The following is a 21,976-nucleotide window of genomic DNA, read 5'->3' on the forward strand; positions in this document are numbered from 1 at the left end:
GCCGGTCCGTAGCGGCTACCGGGAAGGCCGCCGGTTCCGCCGGCGTACAAGCACCGTCAGCAGAATCCCGACGGCGAGCGCTGCGGCTGCGGCAATCGCCGCGATGACCACCCCTGACGATCCGGTATAGGCCAGATCAGCGGAATCATTGCTGTTTCCGCCCGTATCGGCCAGGTCCGCCGGCGGCAGGTCAGTCGGCGGCATGGTGGAGACCGGAGTGCTTGAAGGCGGGGTCACGACGACGGGCGTCTCGGCGGGCGGCGAAGATGGCGTCGCCGCGGGGGTCGGGGTAGCCGGGGCTGGGGTGGTCGGGGCCGGAGTTGCCGGCGGGCCGGTGGGGGCAGGCGGACCAGGTGGCTGGGCTGCGGCCGGGGCAAACTCAAAGCTGCCGGCACCCGACCTGCTGAACCCGTTGACCGTCTCAGCCGTGAACCGGAGTGTGTCCGTATCCTGCGGGGCGGTGAAGCTCCAGTTCCCGTCTGCATACACGGGCACATCGAACGGGTCCTTCCCCTGGACCGTGATGCGGACACTGGAACCGGTTGCAACCGCTGAGGCCGGTGCCGCAGGAACCTGGCCGCTGATGGTTTGCCCTGGCTGGTAGGTCTCCCCGGGTCCTGGAGCCGTGACGGCAGGCTTGTTGAGGAAGAGTTCCAGTTCGTAGCCCGGCAGCACCTTGAGCGAGTCGTCCAGGGTGGCTGCCACGGCAATGTTCCGGACCCCGTCCGAGTCACCGGCGGAATGGGTGCCCACTGCGAAGTTACCGCTGATCCACGGACCGCCTGAGTCACCGCCGCTGGACTGCACGTCGTAGGAGAGGAACCCGTTGAACGCACGGATGTCATTAGGGTCTGTGGGGTAGTTGGGGCCGCCAACCAGGAAGATTCCCACCGCGCTGATGTGGCCGCAGGACCACGCCGTCCTCCATCCGGAACGGCAGACGGGCATGCCGGGCACCGGGGATGCGGTTCCGATGATCTTGACGTCCGGGTTTGGCTGCGACGGGTCCCCGTGGGTGCTGGTGGCCGGCAGCGGGTCCAGGCCCTGCGGGATGGTTCCAATGACGGCGATGTCAGTTCCCACGTTGCCCGGATCGGTGAGTGCAGTGTAGTCGGTGCCCGTGGGGGTGTTTGGGTCCAGCACCGGGGAGTTACCAGAACCGCCAAACTGGTTGAACTCGAAGCTGCCCAGTCGGCCTGCCGGTGCTCCCCCGAGCAGCAAGTCGGCTGTTTTGGCAGTACCGTCTTCTGCGCAGTGTCCAGCGGTCAGGACAGTGGGAAGTCCCGCCGGATCAAAGGCGGAGAAGCCTGTCGAACAGGTGAATCCGGTGTCGGATCTGTACCCAACACCGCCGGGGACGTCAGCTTCCGGCTTGAGGGGGGAGGCGCCGTCGAGCACGACGTTGGTGTACTTCGAAACGAATTCCGATGGCGAGATCCTCCCAGGGCTTGGGGCAGCAGCGGCCTGGTTGCCGGGACCTGCCGCTGCAACGCCGTCTGCGGCTGACTGTGCGGCGGCGACTCCGCCTAAACGGATCACGAATTTTCCAGCCTCGGCAACCACGGCCTGCAGCCCTGCGGTTCCAACGTCGCGGAGGTAGGCCTGGAAAAGCTGTTCGACGCTGGTGGCCACTTCGGAGCGGGTGGCGGCGGTTGCAGGTGCAGTTGCCTGCTCCCGGGCCGCGTCATCCCGTGCCTGGGGCACGGGTGTGGCAGCAGGGACCGCCGGAGAGGCATCCGTCCGCCCATCGCGGGTCGGAGGAGGAACCAGTTCAAAGCCTCCCGGGGCCGCCTGGTTCAGTTCGGCGACCTTGGCTTGGAGCGCCTCGCCGGACCCGGCAACCAGGATCCGGCCGCCGTCGATCCTGATGCTGACGAAGCCCGGGACGTTGCGCAGTGACGGGAGGGCGTCGGCTGCCCTGCGGCCCAGTTCTCCGGCGGCGTTGAATGCCGCCAAGCTCATCCCGAGGTCCCGGCGCACAGCTTCAGCAAGCTGCGTGTCTGACGGCATCGACGTCTGCCCGGCAGGGGCCGCGCTTGTTCCGGCGGTGGGGCTGGTAGTGCTGTCCGGCGCCGGGGAGTCCGTTACCGCCGGTCCACTGGCAGCCAGGGCCGGGACTGCGGCCAACCCTAAAGTCAGGGCCATTCCCGCTACCGTTCCTGTGGCAAGGATTCGTTTCATTCCGGTCGCCGTCCGCTCGTTCAATGACACGTCTCGCTCCGCTGTGACGGTGGGGGTATCAAATCAGCATCATCCGTCACAGCAGTCACTTTGGTCACAAGGGTACCGGGCCGCGCATAAGAGTGAGAAGAGTGTCAAATTCATTGGCGGGAAGGCCGTGCTCCAGCAGGAATGCCCTGGTATCCAATTGCCGGACAAAAGCCACCACAGCATGGCCGCGTTCCTCAAGAAGCGGAGCAAGTTCGCTTTCCGGGAGGTGTCGTTCGCGGGCGTGTGGCGGCCCGTGGGTCCCGTAGCGGTCGTTGATCCCGCGAGCGGCCCGCGCGTAGCCGGCCGCTATGTCCTCGTCACTGTGACCGGCGAGGTCCTGGACCATCGCGGCGATCATTCCGCTCCGGTCCCTCCCGGCAGCACAATGAATCAGGACGGAGGCGGAGGCACCGGCAGCGATTGCATGGAAGACAGCAACAATCTTTTCCGGAAACAGCTTGACGTTGTCCGCGTAGTGAACCGGATCGTTGAGGTAGGGCCCGCACAGGTCCGTGAAACGAGGGTCACCCGGTTCTTCTGTCGGCGCCGGGACTACTGTGATTCCCGGCCACGCTGCCTCGGCCACCAAGGGGTCCGTCTCCCGCCGCTGCGCCTCTGCGGGGTTGCGCAGGTCCACCACTGTGCGGATGCCGTCGTCGTACGCCTGCTTCCAGCCCAGCTCGGTAAGCCACTCCAGCCTGCCCATGCGAAAGATGCCGCCGGCCACGTGCCAGGCATTCACGGCCCCGTCCCAGTTGACGGGCCCGCCCGAATCGCTCATCCGCACAGCTAACCACCTGCTCCCGAATGCTGCCCGTCACAAGAGTAAGCGGCAAAAGGGTATAAAGACCTCACGGCCAACGCCTACTGGGCAATACTCTTGCAACGCAAGCTACTCAACGTGACTGATGTTCAAAGGGGAACCCAGTGGGAAAATCTGCATTACGACGCCGAATCCCGGCTTTGGTGGCCGGCCTCGCGAGCCTGGTGATGGCATCAGGCCTTGCGGCTGTTCCAGCCGAAGCGGCACCATCCAAGGTCGATTACGTCGCCCTCGGTGATTCCTACGCGGCGGGACAGGGGGCTGTGCCCTACACAGATCCAACCTGCTATGTAAGCCGGAGGGGATATCCCGCCATCGCCGACAAACTTCCGGGCTTAGAACTAACCAACGCGGCATGTTCCGGTCAGGTTGTTGCAGACGTCCTCCTGGACGTTCAAACCTCCGTTGCGGTGGGCACAGACCTGGTCACTGTTACGGTCGGCGGAAATGACGTCAATACAATGGCCATACTTGGTGCATGCCTGCCCGATCCGGCCTCTTTAACCTGCACCGGCAGTTTGGCGGGCGCTCAGGCAAAGCTAACGGACGGAAGCCTTGCCACAGCCTTGGCAACTTTAGTCGGCGCGATTCATGCGAAAGCTCCCGGCGCCAAGGTTGTATTGACGGGATACCCAAGGTTGTTCGCACCGGACCAGCAATTTGCTCCGGTTGCCAACCCGCTGGCTGACATTCTTAACGGTTTGATTGCAGGAGTTGCCGCAAATACAGGGGCTCAATACGTTGATGTAGCCACTGCTTTCAACGCCCACGGTATCGGCTCAGCCGATCCGTGGATAACCTTCCACCCCACCAACCCAGCAGATCCCGCCAATTTCCACCCGAATGGTGACGGCTATCGTCTTGGCTACTACGACTCGCTCCGTAGCCAGGGCGCCTTCAACCTGAGCTGACTTTCCCAGAACTCAACCACTTAGCCGCGGCGGGCCAGCCGGTATTCCAGCCCGGCACGGACGGCCGGCCATTCATGCTGCAGGATGGAGAACACCACCGTGTCCCGGAGGTTTCCATCGCTGGTCCGTGAATGGCTGCGGAGCAAGCCGTCCTGCTTGGCGCCCAACCGTGCTATGGCTTCCCGCGACTGGTGGTTCAGCCAGTGTGTGCGGAACTCCACGGCGGGACAGCCCAGCACCTCGAAGGCATGCCGGAGAAGCAGGAGCTTGGAGTCGGGGTTGGTCCCTGTCCCCTGCACCGAGGCCGCATTCCAGGTGGAACCGATTTCCACGCGGGGCGTGATGGCGTCGATGTTCATGTACGTGGTCATGCCGATGATGCGGCCCGGGCCACCTGTGCGTGGATCAATCAGCCGGGTGGTGAAGGGCAGCATGGATCCCTGTTCCTGCAGGGCGAGGCGGCGCCTGATCTCCGCGGCCATGGCGTCCGGCGCGGGCACCGAGGTGTACCAGAGCTTCCAGAGTTCGCCGTCCCTGGCCGCGTCCAGCAGCCCGTCGTGGTGTTCTTCCGCGAGCGGCTCCAGGATTACACGGCGGCCGGTCAGGGTAAGGGGTTCAAGGAAAGTCACTGCACCAGCCTAGGCCCGCCAACCGCGCGGGTTACGCTGGGGCAAGCACCAGGACGTCGAGCGAGGGAGTTATTGTGTCAGGAACCAACCCGGATCCCGAGGACGACAAGATCACCGGACTGGAGCCTGGCGGCGGGGTTCCACCGGGCGAAACCCCGCCGGGGGAAGCCTCCACCGCCGGTCCGCAGGGCCACGAGGAGCACGGCACCAGGAGGGGCACCCAGTTCCTGTGGATCGGCATCATCGGCGTGGTGGTCCTGCTGTGCCTGTTGTACTTCATCGGCTACATCGTGGGCTTCTTCGACTAGGCCCGCTTCCGGCCGGCGGGCAGCCTAGCTGGGCCAGTCGAAGAATCCCTTGCCGGTTTTGCGTCCGAGTTCCCCCCGGGCCACCTTGTCCCTGAGGATCTGCGGGGGCGCGAACCGTTCGCCAAGGGTGGAGTGGAGGTACTCGGCGATTCCCAGGCGGACGTCGAGGCCCACGATGTCCGTGGTTTTGAGCGGCCCGGTGGGGTGCTTGTAGCCCAGCACCATCGCGTTGTCGATGTCCCCGGCGGAGGCGACGCCTTCCTCGACCATCCGCATGGCCTCCAGCGCGATGGCCACGCCCAGGCGTGAGGACGCGAAACCCGGGGCATCATTGACGACGACGGCGGTCTTGCCGAGTGCCTCCACCCAGGTTTTCGCCGCGGCAGCAAGTTCGGGAGACGTGCGCTCCCCCAGCACCACCTCGATGAGCGTGGATGCCGGCACAGGGTTGAAGAAGTGCAGGCCCAGGAAGTTCTCCGGCCGCTTTAGTTCGCGGGCCAGGCCGTTGACGGACAGCGATGACGTGTTGGACGCCATGAAGGCCTCCTCTGCAAGCCGTTCCTCAATGCCCCGCAACGCGGTGACTTTCAGGTCCCAGTCTTCGGGGACTGCTTCCACCACCAGCTGGCGGTCCTTGAACGCGTCGTAGTCGGTGCTGACGGTCAGCCGGGTCACCAGTTCTTCGAAGTTGGCATCCACGGCCCCGCGTTCAATGCTTTTCAAGGCGGCGGATTCCACCCGTTCCTGGGCAGCTTCGGCGGAGACGTCGTCGCGTTCCACCACCAGCACGTTGGCGCCCTTGATCAGGAAGGCGTGCGCGATGCCGGCGCCCATGCGGCCGCCGCCCAGCACGCCCACGTAAGGGGGAAGACCGGGGGCTACTGATGAATTACTCATGGTCTACTTTCCGTCGGCGGGGTGGGCGGAGGCGGCGTTTGCCTTCTTCGCTGCATTGCGGTCCAAAAAGGCCTGCATCCGGTCGAATTTGGCCTGCGATTCGAAGAGGATGCCCTGGGCCAGCTGGTCGATCAGCGGGTGCGCTTCCGCGGGGGCGTGGAATACGGATTTGGTGATGCGGACGGCCAATGGGTCCTGCCGCCCGATCCTGTTGGCCAGGCTGTGGGCAGCGTCCAGGAGTTCTGCCGGATCGTGGATTTCCGTGATGAGGTTGGCCGCTTTGGCTTCATCGGCGCCAAGGACCAGCCCGGCCAGCAGGATCTGCTTGGCCAGCGGCTCGCCGACGAGTTCCCTGAGCCGCCAGCTGGCACCGGCCGCCGCCAGGATTCCCAGCCCTGTTTCCGGGTTGCCGATCCGCACGTTGGGGGTGCCGATGCGGAAGTCCGCGGCGTAGGCTAGTTCCGCGCCGCCGCCCAGGCAGTAGCCGTCCAGGGCGGCGATGACCGGCATGGGCAGCCTGGCGATCCGGACGAAGATGGTGGAGTTGATGCCCTGCAGGGCGTCATCGCGCCGGCGTTCGCGCAGCTGGGCAATATCGGCACCGGAGGCGAAGACCCCGTCCACGCCGGCGATGATCAGTACCTTGGGGTTCTGTTCCAGGGCTGCGCAGACAGTGTGGAGTTCATCCACCATCTGCTGGTCGATCGCATTCTTCACCTGGGGCCGGTTGAGCAGCACCACCACCCGGTCCTCGCGCTCCTCCACGAGCAGCGCGGAGAAGCTTTCTGCCGCGAGGTCCACCGCGGACGTCATCAGATTTTCTCCAGCAGCATCGCGGTGCCCTGGCCGACCCCAACGCACATGGTGGCCAGGCCGATTTTTGCGTCTTCGCGTTCCATGCGTCCCAGCAGGGTGATGGCGAGCCGTGACCCACTGGAACCGAGCGGGTGCCCCAGGGCGATGGCGCCGCCGTCGCGGTTCACGATCTCCGGTTCCAGTCCGAGCCGGCGGATGCAGGCCAGGGACTGCGTGGCAAAGGCTTCATTAAGCTCGACGGCGGACAGGTCGCCAACGCTCAAGCCGCTCCGCTTGAGCACCTTCTGGGTGGCGGGGACCGGGCCGATGCCCATGATTTCGGGCTCGCAGCCGGCAGAAGCGCCGTCGATGATGCGGGCACGGGGGATCAGTCCCAGCCGCTCAATGGCTGCTTCCGAAGCGATGATAATGGCGGAGGCGCCGTCGTTCAGGGATGACGAGTTCCCGGCCGTCACCACGGACCCGCCGTGCGCCACGGGCTTGAGCCTGGCGAGAACGTCCATGCTGGTACCGGCGCGCGGGCCCTCGTCGGTGTCCACCACGGTCTCTGACTTGCGGGTCTTGACTGTGACGGGCACGATTTCGTCCTTGAACCGGCCGGCCTCGATGGCGTCCAGGGCGAGCTGGTGGGAACGGACGGCGAATGCATCAGCGTCTTCACGGGAGATGCCGTCCACCCGGGCCACTTCCTCCGCCGTTTCCGGCATGGAGTAGGTCATCTTGCCGTCCCGGGACAGGCCGCCGTGCTGGAAGTGGGGATTGGTGAAACGCCAGCCAATGGAGGTGTCGAAGATCTGGCCGGGCTTGGCGAACGCGCTGGTTGGCTTTTCCTGGACCCAGGGGGCGCGGCTCATGGACTCCACGCCGCCGGCGATGACGATGTCCGCGGCTCCGGCCTTGATCATGTGGCTGGCCTGGATGATGGCGCTGAGGCCGGAAGCGCAGAGCCGGTTCACCGTGATTCCCGGAATATGCAGCGGCAGCCCGGCCAGCAGGGTGGCCATCCGGGCCACGTTCCGGTTTTCCTCCCCCGCGCCGTTCGCGTTGCCCAGGATGACTTCGTCGACGCTCTCGGGATCCAGGCCTGCGCGTGCCACGGCTTCGCGGACCACCAGGGCTGCAAGATCATCCGGCCGGACGGAGGACAGGGCGCCCCCGTACCTGCCTACGGGCGTTCGGACCCCGCCAACAAGGAAAGCCTGTGGACCTGCGGTTGCAGCCATGGAAACACCCTTCACGCGATAAACAGCACTGTCATCGGCGGCCGGCGCAGCAGAATCCTCCACTTACCGACCGTTCGTTCTGTAAATGGTACACGGGCGGCCCCGGCCGCGCATCCGGTTACAGGACCCGCACCCCCAGGTGCGCGGCGATCAGCGGCGCCAGGAGGCCCAACTGATACTCATCGATCACAAGCCCGGACATGCTGCCAAGGCCGCTGATCCTGCGGAAGTCCGTGCCCCTGAGGTCGAAGTCCTTCAGCCTGGCGCCCGTCAGGTCCAGTGATCCAACGGTGCAGTTTTCCAGCCGCACGCGGGTTGCGCCGGCACCGCCCAGGTCCAGTTCGTTGATGATGCAGCCGCTGATGAGCACGTCCGCGAGTTTGGCGCCGCGGAGGTTGAGGTAGTCCAGCTTGCCGCCGTCGATCCGGACGGACTGCCAGCCGCTTTCATACAATTCGGCGGAGCCCAGGCGCGGGTTGTGAAGCTCCACGTCCCGCCAGGTACTGCGGGCACCCTGGAAGACCGGCGCGTAGGCCTCCGCCAGGATGCAGTCGCGGAACGAGGTGCCGCGGAGCTGCGCCTCGTTGAAAGACGGAGCATCGAACCGGCACTCGGCAAATACGGCTTCACCCAGGTCAAGGCCATCCAGGGCGGCGCGGTTTAACCGCAGGTTTTCGTACCGGTCCCCGCGGCGGAACACCGGCTCCGGCAGTTCTTCAAAATCCTGCAGTTCCACCGCGGAAAGCCGGGGCGGGGCCACCTTGGCCCCCGCCGTGCCACGTCCTTTATCCATAGGCCGAGCCTAACGCCGGGCAGCCGGCAGGAGGCAACTGCAGCCTGGTACTTGAAATAGTAAGCAAGCTTTGTTTATGGTGAAAGAGCACGGTTGATCGACGGAAACGAAAGGAGGCCGGAACCATGGGCCTCGGAGACAAGATCAGTAACGCGGCAGAGGACCTTGGCGGCAAGGCCAAGGAAGCTGCAGGCAACGCGACCGACAACGACCGCCTGAAGGCAGAAGGCCAGGCCGACCAGGTCAAGGCAGACGCCAAGAAGGTGGGCGAAAGCGTGAAGGACGAGTTCAAGCGCAGCTAGTCGTTGCTGGTGCAGCCGCAGCGAACGGCGTGCTGCAACAGCCCAAAACGGCGGCGGATCCAATGGATCGGCCGCCGTTTCGCTGTCCACCCACCATCGATTGCTGAGTAGATGCCGTTTTGAGGCCTCAAAACGGCATCTACGCAGCAATCGGTGGGGGTACCAGCCGCGGCGGGTTGGCGTGTGCCCCTTTCGGGAATCTTCGGGCATGGTCATCTCGGCCCGGACACCCAGCAGCCGGACAGCGTTGCCGGGTTCGATCTTTGAGACCAGGCCAAGCACCTCTGCCAGGACCACGGCGGGATCGGACGTCTCGGGGATTTTCCGCGCGTAAGTCCTGGTGGTGAACGGGGCGTAGCGGACCTTCAACGTCAGGCCGACCACCGGCCTGCCTTCACCGGTGACATCGTCCATGACGTGCGCGGCCAGCTCCCGGACGGCGTCCTCAATCTGTGCCCGGTCGGTCAGGTCCCGCTGGAAAGTGGTCTCACGGCTGTGCCCGCGCGCCACCCACGGGGTGTCATCGACGGTCCGGGAACCGTCGCCCCGCCCCAGTTGCGCGTACCAGGGCCCCATTTTCGGACCGAATTCGGGAACCAGGTCATCGGGGTTCGCCGCTGCCAGTTCGGCAACGGTCGTGATCCCCAGGGTGGCGAGCCGGCGGGACACCGCCTTTCCCACGCCCCACAGGTCGATGGTGGGCCGCTCCCCCATGACCTCAAGCCAATTCCCTTGCGTGAGGCGGAAAACGCCCGCGGGTTTGCCGAACGTTGTCGCGACCTTGGCCCGGACCAGGGTGTCCCCGACGCCGACGCTGCAGTGCAGCTGGGTTTCCGCCAGGACTGCCTCCTGCAGCCGGCGGGCGAAGGCTTCGGGATCGGCCGTCTCAAGGCCGACGAATGCCTCGTCCCAGCCGAGCACCTGGACGGTGGTTCCGGGCTGGGCGCGCAGGACCGCCATCACCTTTTCGGATGCTTCAAGGTATGCCTCGTGGTCCACCGGCAGGATGACCGCATCGGGCACTTTCCGCGCGGCGATCCGCAGCGGCATTCCGGACCCCACGCCGTAGGCCCGTGCTTCGTAGGACGCCGTGGACACCACTGCCCGCTCCGTGGGGTCGCCGCGGCCGCCCACGATGACCGGCCTGCCTGCAAGTTCGGGACGGCGCAGTACCTCGACGGCGGCGATGAATTGGTCCAGGTCCACATGCAGCACCCACTGTTCGCTCACAAGCCCCAGTCTGCACCGGCCGTGCAGCGCGCACCACCCCGCCTCCCGCGGGCGAATACCGCGGGCGCGAAACGCGCGACATCCCATAGGCTCCCGGTTAGCCTTGGCCCATGACGAATGTAGATCTCAGCGCCGCGGGCAGGGCTGCCGGCGGATCCCCTTCCCTGCACGGTTACCTTGCCGTACCTGTTGGACAGGGGCCTTTTCCCGGCGTCGTGATGATCCATGAAGCGTTCGGCCTGGACGACCAGACCCGGCGGCACGCGGACCGGCTGGCCCGGGCCGGGTACCTCACCCTGGCCGTGGACCTGTACAGCGACGGCGGCCCGCGGCGTTGCCTGGTGGGAACCATGCGGGCCATGGCGGCCCGCACGGGGCGTCCCTTCACCGACATCGCCACGGCCCGTACCTGGCTCGCGGAGTCTGAACTGTGCAACGGCAAAACCGGGGTGATCGGCTTCTGCATGGGCGGCGGCTTCGCGCTGCTGGTGGCGCGGGACGGGTTCGACGCTGCCTCCGTCAACTACGGCCGGCTCCCGGGCAAGCAGCAGCAGGAACTGGAAGACGCACTGCGCGGCTCCTGCCCCATCGTGGCCAACTACGGCGGCGCGGACAGGTCCCTGAAGGGGGCCGCGTCACGGCTCGAATCAGCACTGGACCACTTGGGCATCGAGCACAGCGTCAAAGAATTTCCCGGTGCCGGCCACTCCTTCCTCAATGATAAAGAAATGGGGCCGGTTCTCCTCAGGCCGCTGATGCGGGTCATGGGCGTGGGGCCGGACCCGGACTCCGCCCCCGAGGCCTGGCAGCGCATCCAGGACCACTTCGCCAGGTACCTGAAGGACTAAACAGCAGCTGATGGGCTGGGCCTGTCCCGGCACCCCGTGAAAACGCCGACGGCGGGCCACCCACTGAAGGGGCGGCCCGCCGTCGAACGTTGTCCGGAAAGCGCTAGCTGAAGAGCTCGCTCTTGGGCTGGTTGTTCTTGACCTTCTGCCAGCCAAGCCACAGGACCACGGCAAAGAACGGGATGGTGGCCAGCGTCCACAGGCCCAGGTAGAACACTTCGCCGTCCTTGCTGGTCATGGTGTCAAAACCGATGAGCACGGTGATGGCGAGCAGGGCGATGAGGCCGGCCCAGCTGGTCCAGGGTGAGCCCGGCATGGGCAGGCTGGAGACGTTGCCCTTCTTCTTCCGCAGCGCGATCTGGCTGGCGAAGATGGAGCCCCATGTGAAGATCACGCCAATGGAGGCGGTGTTCAGTGCGAGGTCGAAGGCGTGTGAGCCGCCCAGCCAGATGTTGAGGAGGATGCCCACCAAGTAGACGGCGCCGATGGCGAGGATCGCCGCGTAAGGCACGTGGCGGGTGGACATGCGGGTCAGCCACTGCGGCGCGTGGCCGTTGTTGGCCATGGTGCGGAAGATTCGGCCGATCGAGTAGAGGCCCGAATTGCAGGAGGACAAAGCGGCGGTGATCACGATCATGTTCATGACGTCGCCCATCCAGCCCAGGCCCATCTGGCCGAAGACCGTGACGAACGGGGAGGTGCCGGCTTTGTACTGGTCCGAGGGCAGCAGCATGGCGAGCAGGGTCACGGAGCCAACGTAGAACACGACGATACGGACCACGACGGCGCGGATCGCCTTGGGAACTTCGCGTTCCGGGTTCTGCATCTCGCCGGCGGTGATGCCCACCAGTTCGATGGCGTTGTAGGCGAAGATCACGGCGTTCAGCACCAGGATCATGACCAGGGCGCCCTTGGGGAACATGCCGCCGTCGGCCGCGAAGAGGTTGTTGACCGATGCGTGGCCGTCGCCCACCTTGGCGTTGGTGACCACCATGAAGGTGCCCACGGCCAGGAAGATGACGATGGCGGAGACCTTCAGGACGGAAGCCCAGAATTCGAATTCACCGAATGCCTTGACGCTGAACAGGTTCACGGCCACCAGGAGCACCAGGGCTGCGATGGCGGACAGTTCCACGGGGACGTTGGGGAAGAAGAACTGGAAGTACAGGCCGATCGCGATGAGCTCCGCGATGCCGGTCATGGCCCAGTTGATGAAGTACATCCACCCGGAGAGGAAGGCGCCCTTCTTGCCGAACATCTCGCCGGCGTAGCTGACGAACGAGCCGGAGGTCTGGCGGTACATGATGAGCTCGCCCAGGGCCCGCATGAGCAGGTAGGCGATGACGCCGGCGATGGCGTAGGAGAAGATCAGGGCGGGACCGGTGGAGGCGAGGCGGCCGCCGGCACCCATGAAGAGGCCGACGCCGATGGCGCCGCCCATGGCGATCATGGTGACGTGGCGTCGGCCCAGCGTCTTTTTATAGCCCTCGGCGCTGAGGGAAGGGTCGACGGCGGAGGATGGCGCCGTGCTGTTCTTTAGGTCTGTGGGGGTACTTTGAGGCACAACTGTTCCTTGTGGGTTGGGGGTTGGCCGCATCCGGTCTTCGTATGATCAAGCTCACAAAATTCGGCCTTTAGGCCTGAGGACCAACAGATGTGAGGGTGGATCGGTCGAACTGCCGAAGCTTCACGCGACCTGTACATCTTACAAGACCGTCCGGAGTGGTACGTGACGCGCACTACACCCCGCCGCCCGGCGATAGGCTGGGACCATGGCAACAGCCCACCGCTTACCGCCCGCTCCGCAGCCCCAGCTCTACCGTTTCTCCCCCCTGGACCTGGCGACGCTGTGCCTCTACGTTGCCATTGCGGGGTTCTTCGCGGTGGCCGGAAATGTACTGGCCCCGCTGCTCCGGCTGGTGGCCCCGTCCCCGGCAGCAGCCTCCTATGCCGTGAACCTGCTGTTCTATGCCTCGGTCGGAATACTCGCCCTCCTGGCCGCCCGCCGGGTGGTGGCGCGGGATCTCAAAGTGCTGGCGACCCGGCCCTGGTTCACCCTGCTGATGGTGCCGGCAGCCGTGATCGCGATGATGATCCTGACCGCCGTCGTGGTGGCCGCGAACGGGCAGGTTGAAACCTCCGCCAACCAGGCCGGACTGCAGGCGCTGATGCAGCAGGTCCCGGCGTGGCTCATGGTGCCTTTGCTGGTGGTGGTGGGTCCGTTCGTGGAGGAGTACATCTTCCGCCACCTGCTCATCGGCAAGATGTCCAGGCGCGTGAACGTCTGGATCTGCTGCGCCCTGTCCGTGGTGCTGTTCGCCGCGCTGCACATCGTGGGGCAGGAGGCGCTGACCCTGACTGCCCTGCTCCCCTACCTGGCCATGGGTGCCACCCTGGTGTCCGTCTACATGTGGACCGGGAAGAACCTCATGTTTTCCTACTTCGTGCACGCCGCCAAGAACCTGCTGGCCGTGATCCTTGTTTACGCCATCCCGCCGGAACTGTTTGACCAGATGCAGAACGTCCAGGCCTAGGCGCGCGCACAGGACCTTCCGCAACGCCCCGGCCGCCCTTACCGTGGACGGATGGGACTGAACATCCAGATTGTTGTCGATTCCGCCCGCCCGCATGAGCTTGCCGATTGGTGGGCCGAAACCCTCCAGTGGGCGGTCGAACCCCAGGACGCCGGGTTCATCCGCTCCATGATCGAGCAGGGCTATGCCACCGAAAACCAGTCCATGACCCACCGCGGCAACCTGGTGTGGAAGGACGGCGCCGCCATCCGCCCGCCGGAGGAGATTGGCTCGCCGGATCCCGAACGGCGCATCCTGTTCCAGACGGCGCCCGAGGGAAAAACGGTGAAGAACCGGGTGCACTGGGACGTCCGGCTGGACGGCAGGGACAAGGATGAGGTGCGGCGCGAACTAGAGGCACGCGGGGCTTCCTTCCTCTGGTCCGCTCGGCAGGGACCGCATTCCTGGCACACCATGGCGGACCCCGAGGGCAACGAGTTCTGCATCAGCTAAGCACGATTACTAGACTTGGACGGTGAGCAACCAGATCCCCGCCCCGGTGTCCGACGTCTTCGATCCCACGCGCTGGCGGGTGGTCTCCGGCTTCGAGGACTTCCAGGACATGACCTACCACCGGCAGGTGGAGCGGGATTCCAGTGGCGTGTGGGTACGTGACCTGCCCACGGTCCGGATCGCGTTCAACCGCCCGGAGGTCCGCAACGCGTTCCGGCCCGGCACCGTGGACGAGCTCTACCGCGCCATGGACCACGCCCGGATGACGCCAGACGTCGCCACCGTCCTGCTGACCGGCAACGGTCCCTCCCCCAAGGACGGCGGCCACTCTTTCTGCTCCGGCGGCGACCAGCGGATCCGGGGCCGGGACGGTTACCGGTACGCCGACGGCGAGACCCAGGAAACCATCGACCCCGCCCGGGCCGGCAGGCTGCACATCCTGGAAGTCCAGCGCCTCATGCGCACCATGCCCAAGGTGGTCATCGCCGTCGTCAACGGCTGGGCGGCCGGCGGCGGACACTCGCTGCACGTGGTCTCAGACCTCACCATCGCGTCCCGGCAGCACGGAAAGTTCAAGCAGACGGACGCCACGGTGGGAAGCTTCGACGCCGGCTACGGCTCGGCGCTCCTGGCCCGGCAGGTGGGCCAAAAGACCGCCCGCGAGATTTTCTTCCTGGCCCGCGAATATTCCGCAGAAGACATGGTTCGCACGGGCGCGGTCAACGAGGCCGTGGACCACGAACGCCTGGAGGAGGTGGCGCTCGAGTACGCCGCCGACATCGCCCGGCAGTCCCCGCAGGCCATCCGCATGCTGAAGTTCGCGTTCAACCTGGCCGACGACGGCCTGGCCGGCCAGCAGGTGTTCGCCGGTGAAGCCACCCGGCTGGCCTACATGACGGATGAGGCTGTGGAGGGCAAGGAGGCCTTCCTGCAAAAACGCGACCCCGACTGGTCACGCTTCCCGCACTACTTCTAAGGCAGGACGGCAATGAACAGCGAAGCCTCACCCAGCACTGCCCACGGCGGCCCGCTCAACATCGAACCGGCCCTGAAGGCCCTCGCGGCCGCCCTCCACGGCGAGGGTCCCGCCGTCGAACTGTCCGTTGGACCGGACGGCGGACTGGTGGTGGGCCACGTGGAGACCCCCGGCTGCGACGACGCCGTGGCCGTGGTCCGCACCTCCGGTTCCACCGGCACGCCCAAGGCGACCCTGCTGACCGTGGAGTCCCTGGCGGCGTCCTCGATGGCCACCGCACTGCGGCTCAAGGGCGAGGGCCAGTGGCTGCTGGCGCTGCCCGTGCAGTTCGTGGCCGGCATCCAGGTGCTGGTGCGGTCCCTCTTTGCCGGCACGCGGCCGTGGGTCATGGACATGTCCGGCGGCTTCACCCCGGAGGCCTTCACGTCGGCCGCGCTGGAACTCACGGACAAGATCCGCTTCACTTCCCTGGTTCCCACGCAGCTCCAGCGGCTCCTGGACGATCCTTCGCCGGACACGCTCGCCGTGCTCCGCCGTTTCAACGCCATCCTGCTGGGCGGCGCCCCTGCGTCCCCGGCCCTGCTGGATGCCGCCCGCGACGCAGGAGTACGGGTGGTCACCACGTACGGTTCCGCGGAAACCTCCGGCGGCTGCGTGTACGACGGCTACCCCCTGGAGGGCGTCTCGGTCCGGGTGGCGGAGGACGGCCGGATCCTGCTGGGCGGGGACACCGTGGCTGCCGGGTACATCGAGGCCCCGGATGAGGAAACCCGAACATTCTTCGAGGAGGACGGGGTTCGCTGGTACCGCACCAGCGACCTCGGCACGATTGACGACGACGGCCGGCTCACCGTGCTGGGCCGGGCGGACGACGTCATCATCACCGGCGGCGTCAAGGTCTCGGCCGGCCACGTGCAGGAGCAGCTGGAAAAGTCCGACGCCGTCGCAGCGGCTTTCGTGGCCGGCGTCCCTTCCGCGGAATGGGGCCAGGCCGTGGCGGCCTACGTGGCGCTGGCACCTGAAGGTGCCGCCGGCAACAGTACGGCCGTTGAAGGCGGGCCCGGGCAGGAAGCCGGGGACCCCGCCGTCGTGCTTCAACAGCACTGGCAGCGGCAACTGGGCGTGCTGGCACCCAAAACGGTCCTCACCGCACCTGCCCTGCGGATGCTGCCCAACGGAAAACCGGACCGGCTCGCCATGGCCGCCGAACTCAGCACCCGGCACGGGGGAAAGTAGAGTGGACCTGCACCACCGCGGCCGGTGCACACGTTCCATCCAGCCGTCTTACCGAAACAACACGAGGTACTAACCGTGGCAACAGCCGCCCAATGGATCCAAGGCGCCCGACTCCGGACGCTGCCGGCAGCGATCGCGCCGGTGCTGATCGGCACCGCCGCCGCCTACGAAATGGACTCGTTCCTCCTGCCCAATGCGATCCTCGCGGCGCTGGTGGCGCTCCTGCTCCAGGTGGGCGTGAACTTCGCCAACGACTACTCGGACGGCATCCGCGGGACGGACGATGACCGGGTGGGTCCGCTGCGGCTGGTGGGCTCCGGTGCCGCCAAGCCAGAACACGTCAAATGGGCGGCGTTCGGCACCTTCGCCCTGGCCATGGTGTTCGGCCTGGTCCTGGTGGTCCTCACCCAGGCATGGTGGCTGATCCTGGTGGGCCTGGGCTGCGTCATGGCCGCGTGGGGTTATACCGGCGGCAAGAACCCCTACGGCTACATGGGCCTGGGCGACCTGTTCGTGTTCGTCTTCTTCGGCCTGGTGGCCACCCTGGGCACCACCTACACGCAGGCCGGACACATCAGCCTGTCCTCTGTCATCGGCGCCATCGGCACCGGGCTGATCGCCACCGCGCTGCTCATGGCCAACAACGTCCGGGATATTCCCACCGACATGCAGGCCGGCAAGAAAACCCTGGCCGTGCGGCTTGGTGACAAGCATGCGCGCGAAAGCTACGTCCTGATGCTTGCCGTGGCCATCCTGCTGGTGGTGATCCTGGCGCCGGGACGGCCGTGGATCCTGATCGTGCTGCTGCTCATTCCGGCCTGCCTGATGCCGGCCTGGCTGATGATCAACGGCCGCAAGCGCAAGAGCCTGATCCCGGTCCTGAAGCAGACCGGCCTGATCAACCTCGGCTACAGCGTGCTGTTCTCACTGGGGCTGGTCCTCAGCCACGGGTTCTAGCTCTTCTTGCCGCTGCCCTTGGCGTTGTTGATGGTGATGTCCGGGTTGGCGTCCAGCAGGGCGTCCTCGGCGTTGGCGTCCTGGACCTCACCGGCCGAACGCATCGGCTTGGCCTTCCCGGAGAAGCGGTGCTGCAGGGCTGCCGAAGCGGCGTCGCGTTGCTTCTGGAAGAACAGGTAGCTGATCGCAAACGCAATGAGTGCGGCGCAGATAACCGCCATCAGCGCCCCGACCTGCAGGAGCGCGAACAGGACAAACAGGGGCACGAAGATTGCCAGGCGGATCAGGGAATATTTCAAAAAGGCCACTATTCAAGTTTAGCCGCCCCGGCCAGCGGCCCCTGCGCGTCCTGACGATAGACTTAATGGCATGCTCTTCCGTGTGGCTTTGGCCGTCGCAGTCCTCGTCATCTTTGTGTATGGCCTGGTGGACGTGATCCGCACTGAAGGCCGCCTGACCCGGGGCATTTCGAAACCCGCGTGGATCATCGTGCAGATCGTCCTCCCCGTCCTCGGCGCCGTCCTGTGGCTGCTGATCGGCCGGCCGCGCGGCACTGCGCAGCCGCGGCCCAGCTACCCGCACCCCACCGCCCCGGATGACGACCCGGACTTCCTCCGCAACCTGGAGGCGCGCCGCCGCAGCCAGGCCGAGGCCGAGCGGCTCAAGAAGCTGCGTGACGAGCTGGAGTCCAAGGCCAAGGAGGACGGCGGGAAGCACCCGCGCGGCACGGACGAACACGATACCGACGGACTGAAATAAGGCCCATGGCGTCCCCGTCCGGAGGAGAAGAGCGGCGGTTGTCCGCTCCCCCACCGAGGCCCGGCCTGTCCTACTCAGCGCCACCGCCCATCCCAGTCACTCTCCCTGCGCCGCGGACCGTCCGCACTGCCCGCTCGCTGTGGCTGTTCAGCTTCGCCGCCGGGCTGGCAGTACTGCTGGGCTCCTTCGTGGCCCGTGACTCCAACCTGCAGCGGCTTCGCGGGGTGGTGGCGGACATGGCCTCGGGAAGCGATGCGGGATCGGTGGGAACCGCAGCGAACATCGTATTCTGGGGCAGCATCGGCGCCCTGCTCCTGGTCACCGTGCTGGAGGCCGCTGTGCTGGCCGCAGTAATGGGCCGCCGGCCCTGGGGCCGCTGGGCCCTGGTGCTGCTGCTGGCCGGCCATCTGCCCATCATGGTCCTTGCGTCCGCGTTCCTGGTCCCCAGTGGCGCCGCGGGCAGTTACGTGGTGATGCTGTGGGGCGCCGAACTTCTCCTGGCCTTCGCCGGGCTGGTGCTCCTGTTCCTGCCGCCCGCGGGAGCCTGGCTGAAGCGTCAGCGTCCGCGGATCTGAGCCGCGCGCGTCCTTACCTTGCCGGCCGCACTATGCCGATTGCGGCTGCCGCGTCCGGCCCGTGCAATCGGCCAGCACGCCCTCGCAGCTGCGGATCACCACCCGGCAGGCTTCCACGGCTGACCGTGCAGTCAGCGGGCTTTCAGCGACCGCGCGCCAGCGGCCCAGCACCTGGCGGGCCTGGGCCGCCAGCACCTCGGGAGCCGAACCGGCCGCTACCCCCAGCCGCTGGGATGCCGTGGCGCCCTGGCCGCCGATGAGCCGTTCAGCTTCGGCCGCCAGTTCCGGGGTCAGTTCCACCCCCGTGGTCCGCAACGCCGCCAGCAGCCGGAGCTCACGGAATTCGTGCGCGCCGGCCTGCAGCCGCTCCAGGGATGCCGCCACCTGCTCCGTTCCCGGCCGGGGCCGGCTGGCCAGGAGGTCTTCCACCGCGGCCAGCGCGGTCCTGGCCTTCAGCGCCCCGGCCCTCGCCTGGAACTGGCGGTCCAGCAGCTCCAGCAGTGGGTCCAGGCCGCTGCGCCGGGCGAGTTCATGGGCCAGGGCTGTGGGCTCCCCGAATCCGTTGCGGACCAGGACCATGGCGAGCCGGATGCCGAAGAGCCCGTAGCGCTCCAGCAGTGATGCCCGGGCCTCTTCCGTCAGTCCCTCCGGTTCGGCGGAGCGGCGGAACCTGTCGGCCGACAGCAGCATCCGTTCGCGTGCGGCGCGGTCCAGGGTGGCAAGCAGCTGGAGGGCCTCGAAGTCCGCCTGGCGCAGGGTGCGGGCGCTTTGGGCCAGGAGCCCTGCCACCGGGACAACGCCCAGCGCCAGCTTCCGAAGGTTGGGGTCCCGGCTGTACCGTTCCGCGATGGTGCCGGCGGACAGCAGGGAATCGATGCGGCCGGCTCCCACCTCGTCGGCCCGGGACAGCACGGCGATGGCGTTGACGGTGCCCGAGCGTCCCGCCCCGATGTCGCGGAAGGACTCCAGGAACCGGATATCGGATTCGTGCAGGTGCCGCATCAGGTAGATCACGGAATCAGCCTCCGACGGCGTATCCTCCGGGGTCAGAAACCGGAGGGACCGTGCCGACACATCCTGGGAAAGGGAAGCGATGCCGGGGGTGTCGATCAGCGTCATGGCCTTCAGCGCCGGCGACGGCCATTCGACGTCGAGGCGCTCCACGTCCTCCGCCCGCACGCCGTCCAGGACGAAGACCAGGCGCCCGTCCACGCGCTTCAGCGGGAGGTTCCGGGGCACGCCGTCCGTGGGGTGCACGGTAATGCGGGGTGTGCGTCCGTGCCGGTACCAGGTCACAATCCGGGTGCATTCGCCGGTGTCCGTGGGCGCGATCTCCTCGCCGATGATGGCGTTCAGGAGGGTGGATTTCCCTGCTTTCACCATGCCGGCAACGGCAATCCTCAGGGGCTCGGCCAACCGCTGCGCGTAGCCCTGCAGCGCCTGGACGGCATCCGGGTCATCCGCATAGGCCTCCAGCGCTTCGCGGATCAGTGCCGCGGCTCCGGCTGTGGTGGACGCCGTCATCCCACCCCTGCCGCGGTACGGGTCCCGGCCGCGGCAACCTCCGCTGCCACCGCTTCAGCCGCGCGGTGCAGCGCGTCCACCCGCTTGAGCTCGGCCCTGATGTCCCGGATGCGGCCTTCCTTCTCCTGGGCATACGAGTTGGCTGCCTTTTGGGCTGCTGCCACCGAGTCCGACAACGACCGGTGGTATTCATCCGCGATATCGGTGAAGTGGTCCCTGATGGTCCGCTGAACCAGGCGCAGCCTGTCCTTCAGCTGCTTGCCCACCTGAAAGGTGACATCGTCCAGCTGGCGCCTGACCAGCGCTTTCGCTTCGCCCTGGCGGCGCTTCAGCCGCGTTTCCTTGTCCTCCCGGTAGGCTTTGCGTCCCAGCAGCAGCCCTGCACCCACGGAGAGCGGATTGATCAGGGCCATCCCGAAAATCCCCGTCAGGAGTCCAAACATCAGGACGCCGCCATAGGATCCCCGCATGCCGATGAGGACTTTTTGGATCGGGTTCACGCGGCCGGGATCCAGCCCGGGCATCTGGTCCACCGGGTCCAGGGCGTCCCCGGAGTCGGACACGTGCAGGACGGGCAGTGACACCTCCTCTGCGGCGAAGTGCTCAGCCACCTGCGCGGCCAGCCATTGCGACCGCTCGCTGGTCCAGACAAAGGTGTCCGAGACCGCCGCGGCGACACACTCTTCGAGCCACGCGGAAAATTGCGTCCAGACAGGACCGGGATCGCCCTGGTCGATGGCGTTCTCGGCTTCCCGTTGGATCCGGCGCAGGCGGTCGCGGAGGTCGTATTCCATGTCGGCGATGAGATCGTTGATGCCGTCGCTGAGCGTCAGCTGCCAGCGCGCGGACCTCTTTCGCAGCTCGTCCGCCTCCGTTTTGGCCTGCTCCAGGGCTGCGAGCATCTGCGGCGTGCCGTCGGGGTTTTCCAACGCGTCCAGCTCGGACTGCAGGGACAGGCGCAGGTTTTCGGTGACGGAGAGGAGGTCCTGGCTGACGGAGCGACGCTGGATGCGCTGCGCCTTGCCCACGATGTCGTTTCGCAGGTGTGACACCAGGGCTGGGAAGCCGGATTCGGCGTTGAGCTCGGCGTCCTGGAGGCGTGAGGCCTCGAGGCGGAGGTCTGCGGACAACGGGAACAACGGGATGTCCGGCGCCACCTGGTCCAGGTGGTTCCTGTCCAGCTCTTCAACCCGGCGCCAGTCCGGGTACAGGTCCGTCTTGGAGAGGACGGCGGCAACGCTGGGGGTGATCCGCATGGCCTGGCGCAGGAATCGCAGTTCCGGTTCCGTGTATTCCTGGGAGGCATCCGAGACCAGCAGCATGGCGTCCGCGGTGGGAAGGGCGGTGAGGGTGGTCAGCGTGTGGGTGGAGCCCATGCCGCCCACCCCCGGGGAGTCGATGATGGTCAGTCCCCCGGTGAGGACGCGGCGGGGCAGGCAAACTTCCGCGGCCGCGAGCTTCCGGCTGTTTCCAGGGTTGCCCTGCTCGGAGACGAGTGCCGGCAGCTCTGACAGCTCGATGGGCCGGCGCTCGATGCTGCCGTCCCCGCCGTCGCCCGCAGAGTCGGCCGCCTGGTTGCCGGACTGGTTGTCCGCCGTGGGGACCAGGACGGCGGCCGAGGCCGGTTCGCCGTAGCGGACGATGGTGGGCAGCGAGGTGGCAATATCGTCATCCACCGGGCACACCGGGGCGTTCACCAGGGCGTTGATGAGCTTGCTCTTCCCCTGTTTGAACTCCCCCACCACAATGACCCTGATGCTGGGGTCCTGCAGCCGGACCATGGCCTGGCCCAGCCTCCTGCGCAGGTCCTCGCGGTCCCCGGCACCCACCAGCTGCAGGCCCTGCTCCACGAGCTTGGCCAGCTGTCCGGCCGTCATGGGCCCCGCCGGCCGTGCCGGTCCTGCATCTGCCACAGCCTGTCCCCCTGCCCCA

The 21,976-nt window shown here is 66.6% G+C and carries 22 protein-coding genes and 1 pseudogene; 11 read left to right on the forward strand and 12 right to left on the reverse strand.

Annotated features, from left to right (window positions below; translation table 11 throughout):
• Positions 1-15 precede the first annotated feature (15 nt).
• Entirely contained in the window at positions 16-2,145 is a 2,130-nt protein-coding gene (locus ACWRN3_RS10335; RefSeq protein ID WP_476740587.1) for a S1 family peptidase, read from the reverse strand.
• 130 nt (positions 2,146-2,275) lie between these two features.
• Positions 2,276-2,992, reverse strand: coding sequence for a tyrosine-protein phosphatase (locus ACWRN3_RS10340; RefSeq protein WP_476740588.1), 717 nt, complete (start codon positions 2,990-2,992; stop codon positions 2,276-2,278).
• Positions 2,993-3,138: 146 nt separating this feature from the next.
• On the opposite strand from ACWRN3_RS10340, the gene ACWRN3_RS10345 reads away from it, so the two are divergent.
• A complete protein-coding gene (locus tag ACWRN3_RS10345) occupies positions 3,139-3,945 on the forward strand; it encodes an SGNH/GDSL hydrolase family protein (RefSeq protein ID WP_476740589.1) in 807 nt (268 codons plus the stop codon).
• Positions 3,946-3,965: 20 nt separating this feature from the next.
• Here the strand turns inward: ACWRN3_RS10345 and ACWRN3_RS10350 are convergent, their stop codons facing one another.
• Positions 3,966-4,574, reverse strand: a complete 609-nt coding sequence (locus ACWRN3_RS10350) for a GNAT family N-acetyltransferase (RefSeq protein ID WP_476740590.1) — start codon at positions 4,572-4,574, stop codon at positions 3,966-3,968.
• A 74-nt stretch (positions 4,575-4,648) separates the two neighbouring features.
• On the opposite strand from ACWRN3_RS10350, the gene ACWRN3_RS10355 reads away from it, so the two are divergent.
• Positions 4,649-4,882, forward strand: a complete 234-nt coding sequence (locus tag ACWRN3_RS10355) for a DUF6480 family protein (RefSeq protein WP_324643002.1) — start codon at positions 4,649-4,651, stop codon at positions 4,880-4,882.
• A gap of 24 nt (positions 4,883-4,906) precedes the next feature.
• On the opposite strand, the gene ACWRN3_RS10360 is transcribed toward ACWRN3_RS10355, so the two are convergent.
• The 4 genes from ACWRN3_RS10360 to ACWRN3_RS10375 all read right to left on the reverse strand — a co-directional run bounded on the left by ACWRN3_RS10360 (position 4,907) and on the right by ACWRN3_RS10375 (position 8,611).
• On the reverse strand, positions 4,907-5,779 hold the full coding sequence (locus ACWRN3_RS10360; protein WP_324643004.1) for a 3-hydroxyacyl-CoA dehydrogenase family protein: 873 nt from the start codon (positions 5,777-5,779) through the stop codon (positions 4,907-4,909).
• Positions 5,780-5,782: 3 nt separating this feature from the next.
• Positions 5,783-6,592 carry an enoyl-CoA hydratase/isomerase family protein gene (locus tag ACWRN3_RS10365; protein ID WP_255173183.1) on the reverse strand — a complete coding sequence of 270 codons (810 nt, stop codon included), beginning with the start codon at positions 6,590-6,592 and terminating at the stop codon, positions 5,783-5,785.
• Positions 6,592-7,818: a thiolase family protein gene (locus tag ACWRN3_RS10370; RefSeq protein ID WP_476740591.1), complete on the reverse strand. Its 1,227-nt coding sequence runs from the start codon at positions 7,816-7,818 to the stop codon at positions 6,592-6,594. The genes ACWRN3_RS10365 and ACWRN3_RS10370 overlap by 1 nt, the downstream gene beginning before the upstream one ends.
• A gap of 118 nt (positions 7,819-7,936) precedes the next feature.
• Positions 7,937-8,611, reverse strand: a complete 675-nt coding sequence (locus tag ACWRN3_RS10375) for a pentapeptide repeat-containing protein (protein WP_476740592.1) — start codon at positions 8,609-8,611, stop codon at positions 7,937-7,939.
• A gap of 125 nt (positions 8,612-8,736) precedes the next feature.
• On the opposite strand from ACWRN3_RS10375, the gene ACWRN3_RS10380 reads away from it, so the two are divergent.
• Positions 8,737-8,913, forward strand: coding sequence for a CsbD family protein (locus tag ACWRN3_RS10380; RefSeq protein WP_255173186.1), 177 nt, complete (start codon positions 8,737-8,739; stop codon positions 8,911-8,913).
• A gap of 162 nt (positions 8,914-9,075) precedes the next feature.
• On the opposite strand, the pseudogene ACWRN3_RS10385 reads toward ACWRN3_RS10380, so the two are convergent.
• A pseudogene (locus tag ACWRN3_RS10385) lies at positions 9,076-10,143 on the reverse strand (DNA polymerase IV); the annotation flags it as partial.
• 110 nt (positions 10,144-10,253) lie between these two features.
• Between ACWRN3_RS10385 and ACWRN3_RS10390 the strand changes: the two are divergent.
• Entirely contained in the window at positions 10,254-10,991 is a 738-nt protein-coding gene (locus tag ACWRN3_RS10390; RefSeq protein WP_476740593.1) for a dienelactone hydrolase family protein, read from the forward strand.
• A 103-nt stretch (positions 10,992-11,094) separates the two neighbouring features.
• Here the strand turns inward: ACWRN3_RS10390 and ACWRN3_RS10395 are convergent, their stop codons facing one another.
• Complete coding sequence (locus ACWRN3_RS10395) at positions 11,095-12,555, reverse strand: amino acid permease (RefSeq protein WP_255173188.1); 1,461 nt, start codon at positions 12,553-12,555, stop codon at positions 11,095-11,097.
• Between the two features lie 208 nt (positions 12,556-12,763).
• Between ACWRN3_RS10395 and ACWRN3_RS10400 the strand changes: the two genes are divergently transcribed.
• The 5 genes from ACWRN3_RS10400 (at position 12,764) to ACWRN3_RS10420 (ending at position 17,186) form a co-directional block, all read left to right on the forward strand.
• Entirely contained in the window at positions 12,764-13,525 is a 762-nt protein-coding gene (locus tag ACWRN3_RS10400; protein ID WP_255173189.1) for a CPBP family intramembrane glutamic endopeptidase, read from the forward strand.
• A 51-nt stretch (positions 13,526-13,576) separates the two neighbouring features.
• Positions 13,577-14,017, forward strand: a complete 441-nt coding sequence (locus tag ACWRN3_RS10405; protein WP_324643011.1) for a VOC family protein — start codon at positions 13,577-13,579, stop codon at positions 14,015-14,017.
• A 22-nt stretch (positions 14,018-14,039) separates the two neighbouring features.
• A complete protein-coding gene (locus ACWRN3_RS10410) occupies positions 14,040-14,993 on the forward strand; it encodes a 1,4-dihydroxy-2-naphthoyl-CoA synthase (RefSeq protein WP_476740594.1) in 954 nt (317 codons plus the stop codon).
• Positions 14,994-15,005: 12 nt separating this feature from the next.
• On the forward strand, positions 15,006-16,229 hold the full coding sequence (locus tag ACWRN3_RS10415; protein WP_476740595.1) for an AMP-binding protein: 1,224 nt from the start codon (positions 15,006-15,008) through the stop codon (positions 16,227-16,229).
• Positions 16,230-16,304: 75 nt separating this feature from the next.
• Entirely contained in the window at positions 16,305-17,186 is an 882-nt protein-coding gene (locus ACWRN3_RS10420) for a 1,4-dihydroxy-2-naphthoate polyprenyltransferase (protein WP_476740596.1), read from the forward strand.
• Here ACWRN3_RS10420 and ACWRN3_RS10425 read toward each other — a convergent pair.
• A complete protein-coding gene (locus tag ACWRN3_RS10425; RefSeq protein WP_224026972.1) occupies positions 17,183-17,494 on the reverse strand; it encodes a DUF4229 domain-containing protein in 312 nt (103 codons plus the stop codon). The two genes, ACWRN3_RS10420 and ACWRN3_RS10425, sit on opposite strands and share 4 nt — an antisense overlap.
• Positions 17,495-17,555: 61 nt before the next feature.
• Between ACWRN3_RS10425 and ACWRN3_RS10430 the strand changes: the two genes are divergently transcribed.
• Both ACWRN3_RS10430 and ACWRN3_RS10435 read left to right on the forward strand, forming a co-directional pair.
• A complete protein-coding gene (locus ACWRN3_RS10430; protein ID WP_324643014.1) occupies positions 17,556-17,945 on the forward strand; it encodes a PLD nuclease N-terminal domain-containing protein in 390 nt (129 codons plus the stop codon).
• A gap of 5 nt (positions 17,946-17,950) precedes the next feature.
• Positions 17,951-18,520, forward strand: coding sequence for a hypothetical protein (locus ACWRN3_RS10435; RefSeq protein WP_476740597.1), 570 nt, complete (start codon positions 17,951-17,953; stop codon positions 18,518-18,520).
• A gap of 30 nt (positions 18,521-18,550) precedes the next feature.
• Here ACWRN3_RS10435 and ACWRN3_RS10440 read toward each other — a convergent pair whose 3' ends face one another.
• Positions 18,551-20,044: a dynamin family protein gene (locus ACWRN3_RS10440; RefSeq protein ID WP_476740598.1), complete on the reverse strand. Its 1,494-nt coding sequence runs from the start codon at positions 20,042-20,044 to the stop codon at positions 18,551-18,553.
• Positions 20,041-21,921: a dynamin family protein gene (locus ACWRN3_RS10445; protein ID WP_255175649.1), complete on the reverse strand. Its 1,881-nt coding sequence runs from the start codon at positions 21,919-21,921 to the stop codon at positions 20,041-20,043. The genes ACWRN3_RS10440 and ACWRN3_RS10445 overlap by 4 nt, the downstream gene beginning before the upstream one ends.
• Positions 21,922-21,976: the final 55 nt, after the last annotated feature.

The organism is Pseudarthrobacter sp. rb (assembly GCF_056389225.1).

Excerpts from the sequence above, each read along its gene's own strand:
- ACWRN3_RS10335 (WP_476740587.1), bottom strand. The coding sequence starts at position 2,145 with ATGGCCCTGACTTTAGGGTTGGCCGCAGTCCCGGCCCTGGCTGCCAGT.
- ACWRN3_RS10340 (WP_476740588.1), bottom strand. The coding sequence starts at position 2,992 with ATGAGCGATTCGGGCGGGCCCGTCAACTGGGACGGGGCCGTGAATGCC.
- ACWRN3_RS10360 (WP_324643004.1), bottom strand. The coding sequence starts at position 5,779 with ATGAGTAATTCATCAGTAGCCCCCGGTCTTCCCCCTTACGTGGGCGTG.
- ACWRN3_RS10365 (WP_255173183.1), bottom strand. The coding sequence starts at position 6,592 with ATGACGTCCGCGGTGGACCTCGCGGCAGAAAGCTTCTCCGCGCTGCTC.
- ACWRN3_RS10370 (WP_476740591.1), bottom strand. The coding sequence starts at position 7,818 with ATGGCTGCAACCGCAGGTCCACAGGCTTTCCTTGTTGGCGGGGTCCGA.
- ACWRN3_RS10375 (WP_476740592.1), bottom strand. The coding sequence starts at position 8,611 with ATGGATAAAGGACGTGGCACGGCGGGGGCCAAGGTGGCCCCGCCCCGG.
- ACWRN3_RS10380 (WP_255173186.1), top strand. The coding sequence starts at position 8,737 with ATGGGCCTCGGAGACAAGATCAGTAACGCGGCAGAGGACCTTGGCGGC.
- ACWRN3_RS10390 (WP_476740593.1), top strand. The coding sequence starts at position 10,254 with ATGACGAATGTAGATCTCAGCGCCGCGGGCAGGGCTGCCGGCGGATCC.
- ACWRN3_RS10400 (WP_255173189.1), top strand. The coding sequence starts at position 12,764 with ATGGCAACAGCCCACCGCTTACCGCCCGCTCCGCAGCCCCAGCTCTAC.
- ACWRN3_RS10405 (WP_324643011.1), top strand. The coding sequence starts at position 13,577 with ATGGGACTGAACATCCAGATTGTTGTCGATTCCGCCCGCCCGCATGAG.
- ACWRN3_RS10415 (WP_476740595.1), top strand. The coding sequence starts at position 15,006 with ATGAACAGCGAAGCCTCACCCAGCACTGCCCACGGCGGCCCGCTCAAC.
- ACWRN3_RS10430 (WP_324643014.1), top strand. The coding sequence starts at position 17,556 with ATGCTCTTCCGTGTGGCTTTGGCCGTCGCAGTCCTCGTCATCTTTGTG.
- ACWRN3_RS10435 (WP_476740597.1), top strand. The coding sequence starts at position 17,951 with ATGGCGTCCCCGTCCGGAGGAGAAGAGCGGCGGTTGTCCGCTCCCCCA.
- ACWRN3_RS10440 (WP_476740598.1), bottom strand. The coding sequence starts at position 20,044 with ATGACGGCGTCCACCACAGCCGGAGCCGCGGCACTGATCCGCGAAGCG.
- ACWRN3_RS10445 (WP_255175649.1), bottom strand. The coding sequence starts at position 21,921 with ATGACGGCCGGACAGCTGGCCAAGCTCGTGGAGCAGGGCCTGCAGCTG.